Source organism: Paraburkholderia dipogonis (genome assembly GCF_046027395.1).
GTDB lineage: Bacteria > Pseudomonadota > Gammaproteobacteria > Burkholderiales > Burkholderiaceae > Paraburkholderia > Paraburkholderia dipogonis_A.
This window is the reverse complement of record NZ_JAQQEG010000023.1, coordinates 92147-109345: the sequence shown is the minus strand read 5'-3', so window position 1 is coordinate 109345 and position 17199 is coordinate 92147. Positions and strand designations below refer to the sequence as shown.

Genomic DNA, 17199 nt, shown 5'->3' with positions numbered 1-17199 from the left:
AGTGGAACATGACTGAAGACGTACGAATGGAGCGTGACACGTTCGGCGAGATCGCCGTGCCGAACGCTCGTCTATGGGGCGCGCAGACTCAGCGCTCGCTGCAGAATTTCCGCATTTCGACCGAGAAGCAATCGCCGGAACTGATCACCGCGCTGGCCGTTATCAAGCGCGCTGCCGCTGAAGTCAACCTGGGCCTCGGCGTGCTCGACGAAAGCAAGGCGAAGGCGATCATGCAGGCCGCCGACGAGATCATCGACGGCAAGCATCCGGATGAATTTCCGCTCGCCGTCTGGCAGACCGGTTCCGGCACGCAGACCAACATGAACCTCAACGAGGTGATCGCGAATCGCGCGAGCGAGCTGCTCGGCGGCGAGCGCGGCGAAGCGCGCAAGGTGCATCCGAACGACGACGTGAATCGCGGCCAGTCGTCGAACGATGTGTTTCCGACCGCCATGCACGTCGCCGCGGCGTATGCAATCGTCAAGCATTTGCTGCCGGCGCTGAAGACGCTGCGCGATACGCTCGACGGCAAGGCGAAGGCTTTCGTCGACATCGTCAAGATCGGCCGCACGCACTTGCAGGACGCCACGCCGCTCACGCTCGGCCAGGAGTTTTCAGGCTACGTCGCGCAACTCGAGCACGGCATTCGTCACGTGGAATCGGCACTGCCGCATCTGTACGAACTGGCGCAGGGCGGCACCGCGGTGGGCACCGGTTTGAACGCGCATCCGCAGTTCGCTGACAAGGTCGCGGCCGCCATCGGCAAGCTGACCGGTTTGCCGTTTGTCTCGGCGCCGAACAAATTCGAAGTGATGGCCGCGGCCGATGCGCTGGTGTTCGCGCATGGCGCGTTGAAGACGGTGGCGGCGAGTTTGAACAAGATCGCCAACGACGTCCGCTGGCTGGCGAGCGGCCCGCGCTGTGGCCTGGGCGAACTGTCGATTCCGGAGAACGAGCCGGGCAGCTCGATCATGCCGGGCAAGGTCAATCCGACCCAGTCCGAAGCGTTGACGATGCTGTGCTCGCAGGTGTTCGGCAACGACGTCGCGGTGAATATCGGCGGCGCGAGCGGCAACTTCGAACTCAACGTGTTCCGGCCGATGATCGCGCACAACGTGCTGCAATCGGTGCGCCTGCTCGCCGACGGCGCGCACAGTTTCAACGACAACTGCGCGGTCGGCATCGAGCCGAATCACGAACGCATCGATACGTTGCTCAACGAATCGCTAATGCTGGTGACGGCGCTCAATCCGCACATCGGCTACGACAAGGCCGCGAAGATCGCGAAGAAGGCGCACAAGGAAGGCACAACGCTGAAGGCGGCGGCGCTTGATCTCGGCTTCGTCACCGAGCAGCAGTTCGATGAGTGGGTGGTTCCGAAGGATATGGTCGGAAATTCGGCGGGGTAAGCATCTGCGTATTCACGCGTGGGGCGGCCAGCCTGGCGGGTCGCGGGCGACACGCTTCTGCCGCCCAGCGTGATTCGAAACAACAGCGGGCCGCGCGGATCCCAACTCCGCGCGGCCCGTAAGCGGCACCTTCAGGCGCCGCTCAAACCTTTCCCTGCGCCACCTCTTCCGGCTTCAGTTCGACGATCGCGTCGAGCGCTTCCTTCACGTCGATCGCGTACCTGGCCAGGCGTTTCTGTTCGTCCGTCTCCGGCACGAAGGCCGGCACGGGCACTGGCTGGCCGTTCTCGTTGACGGCGACCATCACGATCAGACAATCCGTGGTTTGCAGCAACTCGCCGCCCTTCGGATCGCCCGCCTGCACCGAAACGTGAATGTGCATGCTGGTGCGGCCCGTGGCTACGACCCTGGCGCGCAACTCGACCAGGTTGCCGACCAGAATCGGCCGGCGAAAGCGGATATTGCCCACGCTGACCGTCACGCAATAGCGTCCCGACCACACCGCCGAGCACGCGTACGCGGTCTCGTCGATCCACTTCATCAACGCGCCGCCGTGCACCTTGCCACCGAAGTTGACCGAGCTCGGCTCGGCCAGAAAGCGGAAAGTGGTTTCGGAACGGTCCAGCGGCGCTACGGGAGGGGTGCTCATCTTGACTCCGGTCAATCGGATGCATTGAAAGGAGGCGATTATACGAGCGCAATATTGACCCGTCGTGGCCGGGATGCGGCGCGCGGGAGAAATCCCGTGAGAGCGCCGCTTAAGCTTTCGGAGAGCTTTCGTTTTGCGTTCGCGCGACGTTTGCCTCGGCATCCTCGGAGGCGGCTTCGCCTCGAGGCGCTTTCGTTGTGCGCGCGTTCCATTCTCCTGGAGAATCTCGGAGCCGGCCTCGTCGCTCCGAGGCGCTTTGGTTGCGCGCATGCGTTCAGCTAGCCTCGACAATCTCGGAAGCGACTTCGGAAACGGCCCCGCTTCGCGGCGCGACCGCCGACATGAAGCGCTCGCGATAATCGAGCGGCAGCACGCCGAAGCGCCGCAAAAACGCCCGCCGCAAGTTCTGTTCGCTGCCGAAGCCGCACTCGAGGGCGATCCGCTTGAGCGGCCGGCGCGATTCAGCGAGCGCACGCGACGCCGCTTCGAGCCGCAGCGCCGAGACGGTTTTGGCCGGCGTGCGGCCGACCTCGTCGACATAGCGCCGCGCGAAAGTGCGCGGACTCATCCGGGTTCGCTCGGCGAGCCGTTCGACCGACAGGTCGTCGCACAGATGCGCCGCCATCCAGCTATGCAAAGCCTCGAACGGGCCGTCCGCCGAGGCCTGCGCCGCCAGCGCCGCGCTGTACTGCGACTGGCCGCCGGGCCGCTTCATGAAGACCACCAGCCGCCGCGCCGCCTGCATCGCAACCGCATGGCCGACGTCCTCCTCGATCAACGCCAGCGCCAGATCGATGCCCGCCGTCACGCCCGCCGAGGTCCAGACGACGCCGTCGCCCTCGTGGCGCCCGGCGTCGCGGATAAAGATCGGATCGGCATCCACCTGGACGCTGGGAAAACGGCGCGCGAGGCGCGGGGCGTCGCGCCAGTGCGTGGTCGCGCGGCGGCCGTCGAGCAGGCCCGCCGCCGCCAGATAGAACGCGCCGGTGCACACCGAGCACACTCGCCGCGCCCGCGGCGCATGGCGTCGGATCCATGCGACGAGTTCCGGCTGCAGTGTGCAGTGATCGTCGACCGGGACGCCGGGAATGATCAGCGTGTCGATCGGCTGGTCGTCGAGTGAATCGAGCCGTTCGGTGACGATCGGCAAGCCGGGGAAAGTCTGCAATATGCCGCCGTCGATCGATGCGACCGTCGTGCGGTAGGCCACTGGCTGTGGCGCGCGGCGACCCGAGCTGGCTGAACTGGGTGAGCTGGGTGAACCGGCTGAACGGTCCGAATTAGCCGAACTGATCGATATGCCCGATCGGCCCGCGTCGCGGGCGACTCCCTCGCCTCTGTCTACGGCTTGGGCGACACCCGCTCCCGCCATCCCGGCAACCGTCAACTCCGCGCGCCAGAACGCCTCCAGCGGCCCGCAGGCGTCGAGCAGCACCAGATCCGGTGCCACCGCGAAAACGATATGACGCGCCGTCATCAGGACACCTCCGTGATTAACTGCCGCTTACGCGACCACGCGTAGCCGAGCGTGGCCAGCGCCGCCGCCGCGAGCAGCGGAAAAATCGCGACATTGATCGTCGTCCAGCCGAAGCGCGCCAGCAATTGACCGGCAAACAGGGAACCCAGCGCGGAAAACGCGAACGTCGTGAATTCGCTGGTCGCCTGCGTCTTGGCGCGCTCCGACGGCCGGTACGACTGCGCGAGCAACGTCGAGCCGCCGACGAACATAAAATTCCAGCCCACGCCGAGACAGGCGAGCGCCGCGTAAAAGTGCGGCAGATCGGTCGAACGCAAGGCGAGCACACCGCACAGCGCCGACAGCGCAATGCCCGCGCCGATCACCCGCAGCACGCCGAAGCGTTTGATCAGCCGCGCGGAAAAGAGCGACGGCGCGAACATGCCGACCAGGTGCCACTGAATGATCGCCGCGCCGTCGCCGATCGTGTGGCCGCAGGCGACCGCGGCGATCGGCGTCGCGGTCATCACGAACATCATCACGGCGTAGCCGAGCGCGTTGTTGGCGAGCGCCGCCGCGAAGATCGGCTGTCGCACGATGTCGCCGAGCGGCCGCGCCGCCTCGTGAGTCGCCGTCGTGCTCACGATGGGCGCCGCGTCGCGATACAGGAGCGCCAGCAAGGCAATCGATAAGAGCCCGAAGCCCGTCACCAGCGCATACGAACCCGCGAACGCGACCGGCGCCAGCCAGTCCTTGCTCCACGCGGCAAGCAGCGGTCCGCAGACGGCGGCCACCACGCCGCCCGCCAGCACGGTCGAAATCGCGCGGCTTTTGTCTTCGACGCCGACCGCATCGGCGGCGGCGAGCCGGTAGTACTGCGCGAACGCCTGAAACACGCCGACCGTCGCCGTGCCGGCGCAGAACGCCCAGAAACTGTGGTGAAAGATGGCCCACACCGAAACCGCGCCGCCGAGCGCGCCGACGCCCGCGCCGAGCACGAAGCCCGCGCGCCGGCCGATGCGCGCCATCAGGAACGACGCGAAGATCGTCGTCAGCGCGGCGGCGACGGTGATCAGCGAGAACGGCAGCGTGGCGAGCGCCTTGTCGTCGGCGAGCGTGTAGCCGACCAGACCGGTCAAGGTCAGATCGATCGATACCGATGATGTGTATAGCGCCTGGCAGACGGCCAGCACGCGCGCGGCGCGCCGGTCGTGCGGATCGGAGTCGCGCAGGCCGGTCGAATGGGTGGGAACGGGGGCAGCAGCAGAAGCGGCGGACGGCGGCATCGAAAGGTCCCGGGCGGCGGAAGTGAGATGACCTGATCGTCACATGAGCGTCGATGGCAGAGATGACAATGATGCATCAATTTCTGCCAGCCGTAGCCGTTATCCGGAGAAGCACTCGGCAGCCGCCTATTTGCGGACCGTGATGCCTTCGTCGATGGTGCCGTACATCGTGATGCTGCCGGTGCCCGCGCCCGAACCGCCGCCGCCTTGTGCACATGCACCGAGCAGCAACGCCGCGGCAACGACGGCCAGAAGAATTTTCATGACAGCGTGTTTCCTGCTAGGACAGGCTTCGATTCTAGCCTGGCGGCCCTGCGTGGCACCGAAGCGCGGCGTGCGTCACCGGCGGCGGTCCTGCGCGCCATCAAAGCTCAGCGTGCGTCACCGGCGGCGGTCCTGTCCTGCGCCACCGCCAAAGCGCGGCTTTCGGGCGCCTGCGCTCACCAGCGCTGCGCGTCACATCTGCCGTGTTTTCGTAGCTGCTGCATTCGACGCTTCACGCTAAGCTGAAACATCGAATCGCGCAGCCCGATACAGTGGACTGCATGGCGCACGAACCGCGCCGCCCTCTGGAGACGTCAAATGGCCGCCACCCTTGCAGACGAACAGAACCACTTCCCCGGCTTGAGCCGCATCGGCGCGTTGCTCGCGGACCCCGGGCGCGCCGCCATGCTGTGGGCGCTGATGGACGGCAGCGCCCGCCCGGCGGGCGAACTGACGATGATTGCCGGGCTCTCGCCGTCGGCGGCCAGCGCCCATCTCGCGCGCCTCACCGATGGCGGCCTGCTTGCGCTCGAAGTGCGCGGCCGCCATCGCTATTTCCGGATCGCGTCGTCGGATATCGCCGCGTCGATCGAAGCGCTCGCCAACGTCGCGCAAGTCAGCGCGCCGCAGCGTCCCGTGCCGCGCCCCGTGCGCACCGTGCCGCTGGACATGCGTTACGCGCGCACCTGCTACGACCATATGGCGGGCGAATTATCCGTGCGCGTGTTTGAGCGGCTGGTCGAACGTGGACTGCTGACGCTGCACGGCACGTCGCTGGAAGCCACCGCCGACGGCGCGGCCCGCCTCGCCGACTGGGGCATCGACATGTCGGCCCAGAAAAGCCGGCGCCGCCGCTTCGCCTGCACCTGCCCCGACTGGAGCGAACGGCGTCCGCATCTGGGCGGCGCCCTCGGCGCGGCGCTGCTGGATTCGTGGACATCGCATGGCTGGGTCGAGCGCACCGAGCGGCCGCGAATCCTGCGCATCACGCCGGCCGGCCATCGTCATTTCGATGCGTTCCTCGCCCCGTGAGGCGCATCTGACTCCCTGACACAGTTACAGGAAATCGGAACCCGCTTACGAATCGCCATGTCGAGACCTTTTGTTACACGGTGGTGAGGCCGCCTTACAAAAGTGCGGGCCTTGAAACAAACGCCGCGGGTACAGTGACTGCACGGATGCCGCAAGATGCCGCGTCCGTCGGAGCCAAATCATGAGAACAGTCACCCCACACCGCCATCCGAACCGCAGGGTTATCGGCTACACGCTGATCGCAGCCGCCACGTTCCTCTTTGCAAGCCAGGCCATCTTTGCTCAGGAAATCCAGGAGGCGCCGCAGAGCGCCGCCGCCACGCAGAACACCGATCCGCCCGGCCGCGTCGCGCGCCTGAACTACACGGCGGGCGCCGTGACCACTGAACCGGCCGGCGCCACCGACTGGTCGTACGCGCAGATCAACCGTCCGCTCACCACCGGCGACCAGTTGTGGAACGATCAGAACGCGCGCTCGGAGTTGCACATCGGCTCGACCGCGGTGCGCCTCGGCCCGTCCACCAGCCTCGATCTGCTGAATCTCGACGACAACAGCGCCCAACTCAAAGTCGCGCAAGGCACGTTATCGGCACGCATGCGTGAACTCGCGCCAGGCTCGTCCTATGAAATCGATACGCCGAATCTCGCGCTCAGCCTCGACGGCCCCGGCGACTATCGCGTCGACGTCGCGCCGGACGGCAGCAGCACCACCGTCACCGTGCGCAGCGGCGGCGCGACGGTGTACGGCGACAGCGGCCAGGTGCCGGTCGCGGCCGGGCAGCAGGTCCGCTTCGGCGGCACTAACCTGCAACAGGTCGCCGACAACGGCGCGCCCGGCCTCGACGGCTTCGATCAGTGGGCCGCCAGCCGCGACGCCGCGGAAGACCGCTCGGTGTCGGCGCGCTACGTGTCGCGCGACATTCCCGGCTATCAGGATCTCGACGCCAATGGCACGTGGCAAAGCTCGCCGCAATACGGCGAAGTGTGGGTGCCGCGCGGTACGCCCGCCGGCTGGGCGCCGTATCACGACGGCCATTGGGTCTGGCAGGCGCCGTGGGGCTGGACCTGGGTCGACGACGCGCCGTGGGGCTTCGCGCCCTACCACTACGGCCGCTGGGCCCAGGTCGACGACACGTGGGTATGGGTGCCGGGACCAATCGCCGTCAGCGAGCCGCCCGTGTACGCGCCGGCCCTCGTCGCCTTCGTGGGCGGCGGTGGCGGTGGCGTGAACTGGGGTGTGGATCTGGCGATCGGCGGAGTGGTGGCAGCCGGCGTCGCGTGGTTCCCGCTCGGCCCGGGCGAGCCGTGGCATCCGCACTGGGGCGGTCACGACCACTGGAGCCCGGGCTACTACAACCGCGTCAACAACTACAACCGCAACGTGAATGTGACCAATATTCACAACACGTATATCAACTACCGCGCACCGGGCGGCGTGACCGCGGTGCCGGCGACGGCCTTCGTGCATGGCCAGCCGGTCGGGCGCTTTGCCCAGAAGGTCGATCCGCGGCAATGGCGCAACGCGCAGATCAACCCCGGCGGTCCGGGAATCGCGCCGGTGCGGGAGAGCTTCGGGCCGGGCCAGCGCAACGCGAATTACCGCCCGCCCGCGGCGGTGATGACACGTTCGGTGGTGGCGACGCGTAGTCCGGCGATGCCGGCGGCTTACCACGACAGTCTCGCCCAGCGCTTCGCGCAAAGCGGCGGACGGGTGCCGGGCGCGGGTCAGCCTATCGTGCGGACCTCGGTGCCGGCGCATATGGCGGGCGGACCGAGCGCGCTGCCGGTGCAGAACGTGAGGGTCGTGCAGTCGCATATCGCCGGACGCGCGCCGGGCATGGCGCCGGGGGCGCCGGGTGGGCCTAGCGGTATGCAGCAGGCCGCACAGCGGCCAGGTGAGGCGCCGCATGTCGGCGAACCGCAAGTACGCCCGGGCATGCCGCCGGGCGGAGCCGGCGCCATGCAGCAACAGGCCGGGCAGCGGCCGGGTGAAGCACCCCATAGTGGCGAACCGCAGGCGCGGCCGGGCATGCCGCCGGGTGGACCTGGCGCCCTGCAGCAACAAGCCGGGCAGCGGCCGGGTGAAGCACCGCATAGTGGCGAACCGCAAGCGCAGCCGGGTATGCCGCCGCAGATGGCCAACCAGCGGCCGCAGCCTGGTGAGATGGGACATCCGTCGAACAGTGTTCCGCGTCCGCCGCAAGCGAACGTCGGCAATCCAGCGGCGATGGCGCAGCAGCACGGGATGCCGCAGCAGGCGAGTCAGCAGCCGGGTGTGAACCCGGGTGTGAACGAGCGTCACGAGCCAGCCTGGACTCAGCCGCACACGCCGATGGCCCAGCAGGCACAGCAAGCCCAGCAGCACGGCGGTCCGCAGCCGCAAGCGGGACGGCCGGAGTTTGCGCAACAGCACGGCGCGCCTCGTCCTATGGCGAACCCGGCGATCCAGCAACAACAGCAGCAGCCGCGTCAGCAGGAGATTCGGCCGCAGCCGCAGGCCCAGTTGCAGCATCAGCCTGAGCCGCAGGCGCCGCGTCCAGCGGAAATCCAGGCGCAGCAGCAACCGCGCCAGGAATATCATCCGCAGCCCGTGCAGCAACCGACGCAGCAGCCGCGTCAGGAACCGCGCCCCGAGCCGCGCCAGCAACAGGTGCAGCAACAGCCTCGGCCGGAGTTTCATCCGCAACCGCAGCAGCAGCCACGTCCGCAACAGGTGCAGCAACAACCTCGGCCGGAGTTCCATCCGCAACCACAACAGCAGCCGCGCCCGCAGCAGGTGCAGCAACAACCTCGGCCGGAGTTCCATCCGCAACCACAGCAGCAGCCGCGCCCGCAGCAGGTGCAGCAGCCACGTCCTCAAGCGCAGCCACAGCACGGCGAACAGCATTCCGGTGGCGGCAACCGCGACGAACATCACAAAGGCTGAGCGCCCCTTGCTGCGAATTGGCACGGAGCATAAAAAAACCGCCGCGATTCGCATCGCGGCGGTTTTTCCTGGTGCGGCTCGGCCGCTTACCGACCCAGCCGACGATCAAACAGCCATCGGCGCCGTAAGCGGCTCGTGATGCCGGTAGCCGACCAGCGAGAAATCCGACGGCTCGATCTTTTCGAGCCATTCCGGTTCATACACGCCGGTTTTCGCATACTCCGGCACGCGCTCCGAGATCGCGAAGGCCGGGCTTTCGTACGGCTCTCGCGTGAGCTGCTGCTGCAGCATGTCGAGCTGATTCTCGTAGATGTGTTTCTGGAACCTAAAAATAACAGCCAATCTATGAACGTATTGCCTGTTTTAAGGGGTTTTCGTGGCAGCGGCGGCAGTTTCCATAGGAACTAAAATTGTTGGCCTTTTCATCAATATAATTCGCCTCTCCTCTATCCGCTGGAGCCCGTCCGATGTTGGACCTTCAGCAGACTCGACCTGAAATAGTCTCAAAATAATGCGGATAAGTTTTTTTGACTTTTTCATCAATTCACTGTCTACTCTGGCTCGAAAGCGCGAACCGAACGGATGTACTTTTCAACTTTGAGTGACAGGAAGCGATGAAGTGACGGCAGCCGATGACCCCCTCAGTGCGCACTTTGCATACTCCAGTGCACGCTTTGTACACATTAAGGAACCCCCACGAGTCGTAACCGTGGCATCCAACGGCGAGACTCTCGAACTGTCCCGAACCGGGAGCAAGCCCGTTCTCAGCGTCATCGACAGTCGCGCCGCTGTCGTGACTACTGCTCATATGTGGTTGAGCAGCCTTGTTGCAGCCGCTGGCGTGTCTATCAGCATGAACACCGTGTTGGTGTATGGCCGCATCCTTTCTTATCTGGTCCGCTGGATTGAAACGAAAGGCCCGTTCCCGCGCCTGACCGTCGACGAGACCATCCTTCGGCTGAGCCGCGAGAACCTGACGTCGTGGCTGAGCGACATGAAAGAAAACCGGGGCTTGGCCCACTCGACCCTGCACGGGCGTGAGGCGTGCATTCGAACGTTTTTAGACTGGCTCACCACGAAAGAAGCGGGCAATCTCAGACACCCAGAGAACTCCCCATACGGTCGAGATGGCAATTTGCGCTATATCACGGCATCGCCCGTACCTCTGAGTCCAAAGTTCATTGCTACGGAGCATGTCATTGCTGTGCTAAGCGGTATGCACAACGAGTGCGAGAGGTGCATGTTCCATGCGCAGTTCGACATGGGTCTTCGAATCTCCGAGGTATCGGACATGGTTGTTAGCCAACTCCCCGACCCGGCGATGTACAACCCGGCGTTCGAATTCATTCCTCTTTCGGTCCGGCGCTCAAAGGGCCGAGGCGGCCAGACTCCAAAGCATTCAACTTTGATTTCGCGCGCAGTGCTCAATCGCATCAAGCGCTATCACAGCAGCCCTGAATATAAGCTCGCACCGGACTGGGACATTAGAGACCCGAAAAAACCCGTCTTTCTGACCGTCAACCAACTCAGATGGAGCCGGAGGAACGCGTCGAAGCAATTCAAAGAGGCGGTGCTCAGAAGCGGCATCAGCGAAGACATGTCGACGCATTGGTTACGACACGGCACAGCGTTTTCGGTCCTTCGCTCTGACATCGGGAAAACGTACGAAGAGAGGATGCTCATCGTTCAGCAGTTGCTCGGTCATGCTTCATTGACCACTACGGAAATCTACACTCACATTCCGCCTGCGTTGCTAATGAAGTTGACCAAGAATGGCCAGCAGATGAACCGGCTGCATGAAGCCGAGGACATCCGCGAAAAGACATTCCTTGGACCATTGCAGCACCGTGAGAAGCGAGGCCACCATGGCTGAGAACGTGGCACGCCTCTACAACGCTCCGCAGCCGACAATGGCGGACCCGCACGCCCAAATAAAATGGATGTTCGGCCAGTTTGAATCCGAACACCAAGAACCTTACGCGGCAAAAATCCGGGGGGCCGCGAACAAGTACATGCGGTTCGTCATCGAAACCAATGCGTCATACCCTGAGCTTGAGAATGACAAGCGCTTCTTCCTGAGCCAGTATTGGGAGGCTGATGCATTAAACCGATACAGTGAGTGGTTGAACAAGCAGGAAATTTCGAGTAAGACCCGTTACAGCGACTACAAGCTTGTCAGGCAGGTAATGGGTATGGCGTACGCCCTCAGAATTATCGACGCCGTGGTGTATCACACCTCGATGCCGAAGGGAGTATCAGAGACGAAAGAGCGCTCCGCATACGCCGAAGATGAAGAAGAGGTCATCAATGAAAGTATTGCTCGCTGGGTTGGTCTAGCGAACAGCATGCTCACAGGCTATCGGCCTTCCGGGAAAGGTCTCCCATTCCGCCCCTCGAAATTTCACTTCCCTCCAATGGTCATTAACGACAAAACTTATACGGTGGAGGAAGCAGCTGAACAATTTGGGGTCGAGTACTGGCAGATTTCCGAGAGATTACGGATGGGAATGACTCCGGCTCAAGCAGTCGGGGTTGAACCCGCTCCTCGGCCTACGTTGAAGCCTTTTGAGGTTGAGGGGACGGTCTTCAGAAGCGTCTCGGCGGCAGCGAAGCATTACGGGGTCTCAGCATCAGCTGCCAACACTCGACTTCGTAAAGGCTATTCTCCGGAGCAGTGCGTTGGCTTGAGTCCCCTTTGGGTTAAACGCAGCGACGAACAGGCGTTGCTGTGGATGTTCGAAAATGAATTTGAGTGCGATGCAACGAAGATGTATGAACACATCTTTCGTAACGGATGGCACCTAGTCTCGCATTACGGTTGTCGGCTATATCGCATACGAAGCCTGTTCGTCCGATGGGGTGTCTGGCCGTACGTCGACGACCGAATCATCGTGCCATTGGCCGCCCAGCTCGGCATGCTTACGGGCCTGAACGTCGAAGCGCTTAAGAAACTTCGGCTGGACAGCTTTCAGAGGCAACATCGACTGACAGGCGAGCCGGTGCTCATTTACGAGAAGCGTCGAGCTGTGAGCGGCAAGAGAACGTTGGAACGGGAACTGCACGTACCCGTGCTTGACGAACTTAGCTTAGATGCAGATGTGGCGGATAAAATCGAGAAGCTGTTTGGCCTCACGATTGCCCTGACCGCAAGAATCCGTGCAGATGCTCCGGAGGCTATCTCCAACAGGCTCTTCATCTTCGAAGACGTAGACCTTTCATACGAGCAAGGAAAGCGAGCTGTCGTCGCGATTGACCCGAAGAAAAAACTCGCTACTTGGTATGAAAGGTTCTGCGTCGACGAGGGGTTCCCAGCAATTTTCGGTGATAAGTTTCGCTTTACCATTTCTCGATGCCGCCCCACGCTCGCGACGAATCTCGTCTTGGCAGGAGCCACCCTGTTTCAAGTACAGGTCGTGCTCGGCCACGCCAGCATCAAGACGACGGCCACATACCTGGACGAGCAGAAGCTGAAACCGGCGTTCAATAGTACGGTGTCGCAAGCCCTGTCGAAAATCGCGGAGCGCTCTCGAGAGGCCTCGCAAACAGCAGAAGAAGATGCTGAGTTGGACACGAAGCTTGGCCCCGAGGACGAGAAGGACATCTTTTACGAGACGCTCTCGGGCTGTGGATGCACAAATCCATTCAACCCCAGCGCTGACGTTCGCGCTGCGACCAAGTACGTGAAAGGCACGGTCTGCAAGTTCTGGAACATGTGCATTCGCTGCGACAGCGCAATCGTGACCGAGCGCTCGCTGCCGAAGCTGCTTGTCTACCGGCGGCAAGTTGGCGCGGCCCTAGAAACGCATTCGCCCGCAATCAGAAGTAGAAGGGAGCTATTCGAAGACACGGTCCAACTCATTGACGGAATCCTGGAGGAAGGTGTGGTGTTTGATGCTCCTACCATCCGCCAGGCAGAATATCAGGCAGCCACCATGGACGACATCCTTACGGACCATCTTATTTATCAGGGAATCTAGCCGTGAAAAATACGTTGACTATCCCGGACGAGACAGCCATCCAGAGCGGAAATGCAGTATTCAGGCCTGACATGCCGGTGTACGGCGCAGTTTTCGGCTCGGACGTTTGGCCTTTTGAAGACTCATCTTCAGAAGAGTACGCTGGCCCTACGAGCAGCAGCTTCGTTTGGCGGGATTACATGGAAGGACGCGGGACAACTTACCAACATCCCGCCTCTACACAAATGAGCAGGTTTGCACTTTGCCTGACTCCCCAAATTGTGCACGACCTTAAAATTTCGGCGTATATCCACGGCCATCACCCGAAAGTCGTAAAAAACTCTCGCGCATCAACGGCAAAACTGAAGCCGATAACGGTTCAAGCACGCACCGAGGAGCTGGCAAAGTTTTTCTCCCACGTGATAATCCTCGGTAAAGAGAAATATGACATATCAGTGAGAAACCTCAGCGATATTTCATTCTCCTTGCTCAAAGCTGCTATAGCTACCTTCAAAGGACGTTCGGCGTCATTGAAGCGAGCTCTCAATCTAATAACCGACCCAATTATTCAACGCAACCTTAGCGCCCCTTTACAATGGACCTTTCACGATTTGAAATCGAGGTCTGTCGCGTGGCGCGTTAGCCCTGACTACAAAGGCATCCCTACTCTTCGAGACGACCAGTTTCTGTTTCTCCTGGAAGAGTGCAAATTGGCAATTACGACATTCAAAGCCGCTACTGGCATGAAGATTCATGATTCCGAGTGTCGAGCGCTGGAGCAAACATCTGAATGGGTCGATAAGGAAATGGCCGCCTGTGCCATCGACGCATATTTTGAAGACAATCAGTTTCGAACGGGCGATTTCGAGAGACACTTTGGCTACTCGCTTAGCCAGATAGACAAAATCATTGACGATGGAAACGCGGCAGCGATGACAATAATACTACTGCTCAGCGGAATGCGACGTACTGAAGTGCGTTACGTTAAAAGAGAATGTCTCGTATTCGAGCACGGATACTGGTTTTTGAAATCAAAAGAGGTCAAAGGAAAACCCAAAGATATGCCCATCTCGGAGGGTTGGCTCGCAATCGACTTGACGAGAGATGCTTATGATATTTTGATGTACATCACCAAGAGAACGGGCAACAACTCCCTTTTCTCGACCCCTTTCCGCGGCTTCACGGTTCGCAGCAACAGGGCCTACAGCCCGTCGACCATCGGCAGACGAATCGCCAAATGGATTGAAAAAATTGATGCCATTGGATTTTTCGAAGACTGGATGTTTTCAATTCATCAATTACGAGAAACGCTTGCTGCCCAACTGGCGAATCAACAGGTCTCGCTGCCGTTCATCAGCATGCAACTCAAACACTTTCATAGCCAATTCAACTCTATGCCCAACGAAGTGACAGTAGGGTATGGACAGTACAGAAAACAGCTCATGACGAGCGTTGCTAATCGCATCGCTACGGCAAGAGAAGACGCTTTGAATGACATATTTGGTGAGGAAGCCCGGTTCGCCGGCGGCGGCGCCGAGGAGCACAAAGCTCGCATCGACTCGTTTTTTTCTGGGCTTGGCTTGTTCGGTGAGGCAAGGGCCAAGTACATCCGCGACATGGCACGCCGAGGAGTGAAACTGATGCCTACCAGTATCGGGCACTGTGCCAAAAACTTCCTTGAGCTAGCCGAGGACGAGCTTCCCCCCTGCTATGGCGACTATCATTGTGACCCGAACTGTTCGAGTCACGTCATCACGGAGCGGTCCGCAGACACTCTCAAGATGAGGCGCGAATACGCACTCAATGAAGCTGAGCTTGAGGCGAAACCTGCGTACAAAGTTATCTGGCTTGGCATGGCTCAGCAGCTCGACACCCATATCAAAAGCCTAGATTCGAGGAGGTCCCATGGCTGACGGTCGCCCCGCAGAGCTGGCACGGCATGTCGAAGCCGAGTCGGAGAAAAATGATAGACTCATTACCGATGCTTTAATCGAGCTCGAGGATATTTCGAAGGCAGGGAAGCGCAAAGCAATTGTGGCAACTGTCATGCAAATGACCGGCCTGTCTCGCAACACGATACGAAGCCGCGATTGGGCTCTGACTAAGCTGCGGGCCATCAAGGCCGCTCGCAAGAGCCATCAAGCCTCTGTGGCCGCGGCCCTGTCTGAGAAAGAGAGTGAACCTACGCCTCGGATGTTACGAGACCGCATTAGACTGATATTGGACCAGAATGCTCTGTTGTACGAGGAAATCCAAGCCCTCAAGGGCGTCATCTTGGACCAAAACATTGAGATTGAAGCGCTCAAAGCTCGAAGCAAAATATCACTCGCACAGCCTCCCGCGCGCGTGCCCAAATAGTTGGACGATGACATGAAGCAATACCTCGAACTCCTCGAAGACATCTTGGAGAACGGTGTTCAAAAAGGCGACCGGACAGGCACGGGGACGACATCCGTGTTCGGCCGCCAATTTCGGCACAACCTGGCGAAGGGCTTCCCGCTCCTCACGACGAAGAAGCTTCATTTCAAGAGCATCGCGAACGAGCTCATCTGGTTCCTGAGCGGCAACACGAACGTTAGCTGGCTCAAAGAGAATGGCGTCTCCATTTGGAACGAGTGGGCCACGGAGGACAACGAGCTCGGCCCCGTGTATGGCAAGCAATGGACCGCCTGGCCGACCAAGGATGGCGGGACCATCAACCAGATTGACTACGTCATTAAGACGCTTCGGGAGAAGCCGAACAGCCGGCGCATCTTGTTTCACGGCTGGAACCCCGAGTATCTCCCGAACGAGTCCATCAGCCCGCAAGAGAACGCGAAGCAAGGTCTCATGGCATTGCCGCCATGTCACCTGCTCTACCAGTTCTACGTCGCGGAAGGCAAGCTATCCGCTCTGCTGTACATCCGCAGTTCGGACAGCTTCCTTGGTCTCCCGTACAACATCGCTTCGCTGGCCCTTCTGACGCACATGGTCGCGCAACAGTGCGATTTGATTCCGCATGAAATCATCGTCAGCATCGGGGACCTACATGCGTACTCAAATCATATGGAGCAGATTCAGACACAGCTCACCCGAGACGTACGGGAGCTGCCTAAGCTGAATATCAAGCGCCGCCCCGATTCGATTTACGACTACAAGTTTGAGGACTTCGAAATCGTCGGTTACAACCCGCATCCAAGCATCGCGGCTCCCATCGCGGTCTGAGCTGTCTCACAGTTGAACCGCACGCGGCCCTCTTCGCTCCATGAGAGGGCCGCGGCAGCAGCTGCCAACCTTCATCCTCCGCCCCTCCTCTCCGCAGCTACTTCGCATCTCCCGGCTTCGCCAACCGAGCCACACACTCCCGCTTCAATCCATGATGAGCAACTCCAGCGTGAATGCGACCGGGCCGCGCACGCAAAAATCGAAGCTTAAATTTATTAAGGGTCCGACTCTAATTAAATTCGTGGCAAGCACGCTATTAGTTGTATATATTTTCATGTGAAGCACCACATCTGGTGCTATACAACGAAATGCGATTTCGGGGTTCCCACATGCACGACATCGACAAGCTTTCCATTGCGGCCGAGGTGCGACGCTTCCAGTTTGAAATCTGGCAGCGCGCGGGGACCACGCACAGCACGATTCCGCATCTGCTTCAGCTCTTCCGCCCTGACCACGCGGCCTCGGTGCATAACATTGAGTACGAAGTAACCGCGGGCTCGCTGGGCGCGCACGGGGTCGGTAACACCCAATACCAGGTAGCCGGGTTGGTCGACGTTCCGCGCTCAACGATTCGTATTGCCGGAAACCTGCCCTACGAGGTTCAGCGCTTCACAGGAGCGCACGAACTCGGCCATATTGTGTTGCATCCTGGGCTCTCGCTTCATCGCGACCGCCCCCTGCTCGGTGACGCGCCGGTCCTCGACCGCCGCGAGCGGGAGGCCAACTACTTTGCCGCGTGCTTCCTTGCGCCGGAGAAGCTATTGCGCCGCGCGTACAAGCAGCGATTTGGCACCGACATGCTCCACCTCGATGACAACGTAGCGTTCGCCATCGCCGGCAACGGCTCGCAGGACCTTCTCCGGTCAAAAACTGGCTCGCTTGAGTTTCCGCGCGCAGTAGCGACTGCGCGGAAATTTGGTATCGGCAACCACTTCAAGTCGCTCGCTGAGGAGTTCGGCATGTCGCCGACCGCTATGGCGATTCGCATCCACGAGCTCGACCTGGTCAGCTACTGAT

The 17199-nt window shown here is 61.1% G+C and carries 13 protein-coding genes and 1 pseudogene; 9 read left to right on the top strand and 5 right to left on the bottom strand.

Annotated features, from left to right (window positions below):
* Window positions 1-8 precede the first annotated feature (8 nt).
* The gene (gene fumC / locus PQR32_RS23925) at window positions 9-1409 is read left to right on the top strand and encodes a class II fumarate hydratase (RefSeq protein WP_408232490.1); all 1401 of its coding nucleotides are present in this window, start codon (window positions 9-11) and stop codon (window positions 1407-1409) included.
* Window positions 1410-1551: 142 nt separating this feature from the next.
* Here the strand turns inward: fumC and PQR32_RS23920 are convergent, their stop codons facing one another.
* From PQR32_RS23920 to PQR32_RS23905, 4 genes are all read right to left on the bottom strand, one after another.
* Window positions 1552-2058, bottom strand: a complete 507-nt coding sequence (locus PQR32_RS23920) for an acyl-CoA thioesterase (protein ID WP_310814291.1) — start codon at window positions 2056-2058, stop codon at window positions 1552-1554.
* Between the two features lie 274 nt (window positions 2059-2332).
* Window positions 2333-3535, bottom strand: coding sequence for a GlxA family transcriptional regulator (locus PQR32_RS23915; protein ID WP_408232487.1), 1203 nt, complete (start codon window positions 3533-3535; stop codon window positions 2333-2335).
* Window positions 3535-4800, bottom strand: coding sequence for an MFS transporter (locus PQR32_RS23910; RefSeq protein ID WP_408232484.1), 1266 nt, complete (start codon window positions 4798-4800; stop codon window positions 3535-3537). The genes PQR32_RS23915 and PQR32_RS23910 overlap by 1 nt, the downstream gene beginning before the upstream one ends.
* Window positions 4801-4926: 126 nt before the next feature.
* The gene (locus tag PQR32_RS23905; RefSeq protein ID WP_408232481.1) at window positions 4927-5064 is read right to left on the bottom strand and encodes a hypothetical protein; all 138 of its coding nucleotides are present in this window, start codon (window positions 5062-5064) and stop codon (window positions 4927-4929) included.
* A gap of 318 nt (window positions 5065-5382) precedes the next feature.
* On the opposite strand from PQR32_RS23905, the gene PQR32_RS23900 reads away from it, so the two are divergent.
* Together PQR32_RS23900 and PQR32_RS23895 are read left to right on the top strand one after the other, a co-directional pair.
* Window positions 5383-6096, top strand: a complete 714-nt coding sequence (locus tag PQR32_RS23900) for an ArsR/SmtB family transcription factor (RefSeq protein WP_408232478.1) — start codon at window positions 5383-5385, stop codon at window positions 6094-6096.
* Window positions 6097-6277: 181 nt separating this feature from the next.
* Complete coding sequence (locus PQR32_RS23895) at window positions 6278-9022, top strand: DUF6600 domain-containing protein (RefSeq protein WP_408232475.1); 2745 nt, start codon at window positions 6278-6280, stop codon at window positions 9020-9022.
* 105 nt (window positions 9023-9127) lie between these two features.
* On the opposite strand, the pseudogene PQR32_RS23890 reads toward PQR32_RS23895, so the two are convergent.
* Window positions 9128-9343: pseudogene (locus tag PQR32_RS23890) on the bottom strand (thymidylate synthase); the annotation flags it as partial.
* 388 nt (window positions 9344-9731) lie between these two features.
* Between PQR32_RS23890 and PQR32_RS23885 the strand changes: the two are divergent.
* From PQR32_RS23885 to PQR32_RS23860, 6 genes are all read left to right on the top strand, one after another.
* On the top strand, window positions 9732-10895 hold the full coding sequence (locus PQR32_RS23885) for a tyrosine-type recombinase/integrase (RefSeq protein ID WP_408232472.1): 1164 nt from the start codon (window positions 9732-9734) through the stop codon (window positions 10893-10895).
* Window positions 10888-12999, top strand: coding sequence for a site-specific integrase (locus tag PQR32_RS23880; protein WP_408232469.1), 2112 nt, complete (start codon window positions 10888-10890; stop codon window positions 12997-12999). Before PQR32_RS23885 ends, PQR32_RS23880 begins: the two co-directional genes overlap by 8 nt.
* A 2-nt stretch (window positions 13000-13001) precedes the next feature.
* Entirely contained in the window at window positions 13002-14891 is a 1890-nt protein-coding gene (locus PQR32_RS23875; RefSeq protein WP_408232466.1) for a tyrosine-type recombinase/integrase, read from the top strand.
* Window positions 14884-15336 carry a hypothetical protein gene (locus tag PQR32_RS23870; protein ID WP_408206080.1) on the top strand — a complete coding sequence of 151 codons (453 nt, stop codon included), beginning with the start codon at window positions 14884-14886 and terminating at the stop codon, window positions 15334-15336. The genes PQR32_RS23875 and PQR32_RS23870 overlap by 8 nt, the downstream gene beginning before the upstream one ends.
* Before the next feature lie 12 nt (window positions 15337-15348).
* Window positions 15349-16182, top strand: a complete 834-nt coding sequence (locus PQR32_RS23865; protein WP_408206082.1) for a thymidylate synthase — start codon at window positions 15349-15351, stop codon at window positions 16180-16182.
* Between the two features lie 329 nt (window positions 16183-16511).
* Window positions 16512-17198 (top strand): ImmA/IrrE family metallo-endopeptidase, encoded by a 687-nt coding sequence (locus PQR32_RS23860; protein ID WP_408206084.1) that lies wholly within the window; start codon window positions 16512-16514, stop codon window positions 17196-17198.
* Window position 17199: the final 1 nt, after the last annotated feature.

Coding starts and splice junctions, on each gene's coding strand:
- PQR32_RS23915 (WP_408232487.1), bottom strand. CDS start 3,535: ATGACGGCGCGTCATATCGTTTTCGCGGTGGCACCGGATCTGGTGCTG.
- PQR32_RS23920 (WP_310814291.1), bottom strand. CDS start 2,058: ATGAGCACCCCTCCCGTAGCGCCGCTGGACCGTTCCGAAACCACTTTC.
- PQR32_RS23865 (WP_408206082.1), top strand. CDS start 15,349: ATGAAGCAATACCTCGAACTCCTCGAAGACATCTTGGAGAACGGTGTT.
- PQR32_RS23910 (WP_408232484.1), bottom strand. CDS start 4,800: ATGCCGCCGTCCGCCGCTTCTGCTGCTGCCCCCGTTCCCACCCATTCG.
- PQR32_RS23860 (WP_408206084.1), top strand. CDS start 16,512: ATGCACGACATCGACAAGCTTTCCATTGCGGCCGAGGTGCGACGCTTC.
- PQR32_RS23870 (WP_408206080.1), top strand. CDS start 14,884: ATGGCTGACGGTCGCCCCGCAGAGCTGGCACGGCATGTCGAAGCCGAG.
- PQR32_RS23895 (WP_408232475.1), top strand. CDS start 6,278: ATGAGAACAGTCACCCCACACCGCCATCCGAACCGCAGGGTTATCGGC.
- PQR32_RS23905 (WP_408232481.1), bottom strand. CDS start 5,064: ATGAAAATTCTTCTGGCCGTCGTTGCCGCGGCGTTGCTGCTCGGTGCA.
- PQR32_RS23880 (WP_408232469.1), top strand. CDS start 10,888: ATGGCTGAGAACGTGGCACGCCTCTACAACGCTCCGCAGCCGACAATG.
- PQR32_RS23900 (WP_408232478.1), top strand. CDS start 5,383: ATGGCCGCCACCCTTGCAGACGAACAGAACCACTTCCCCGGCTTGAGC.
- fumC (WP_408232490.1), top strand. CDS start 9: ATGACTGAAGACGTACGAATGGAGCGTGACACGTTCGGCGAGATCGCC.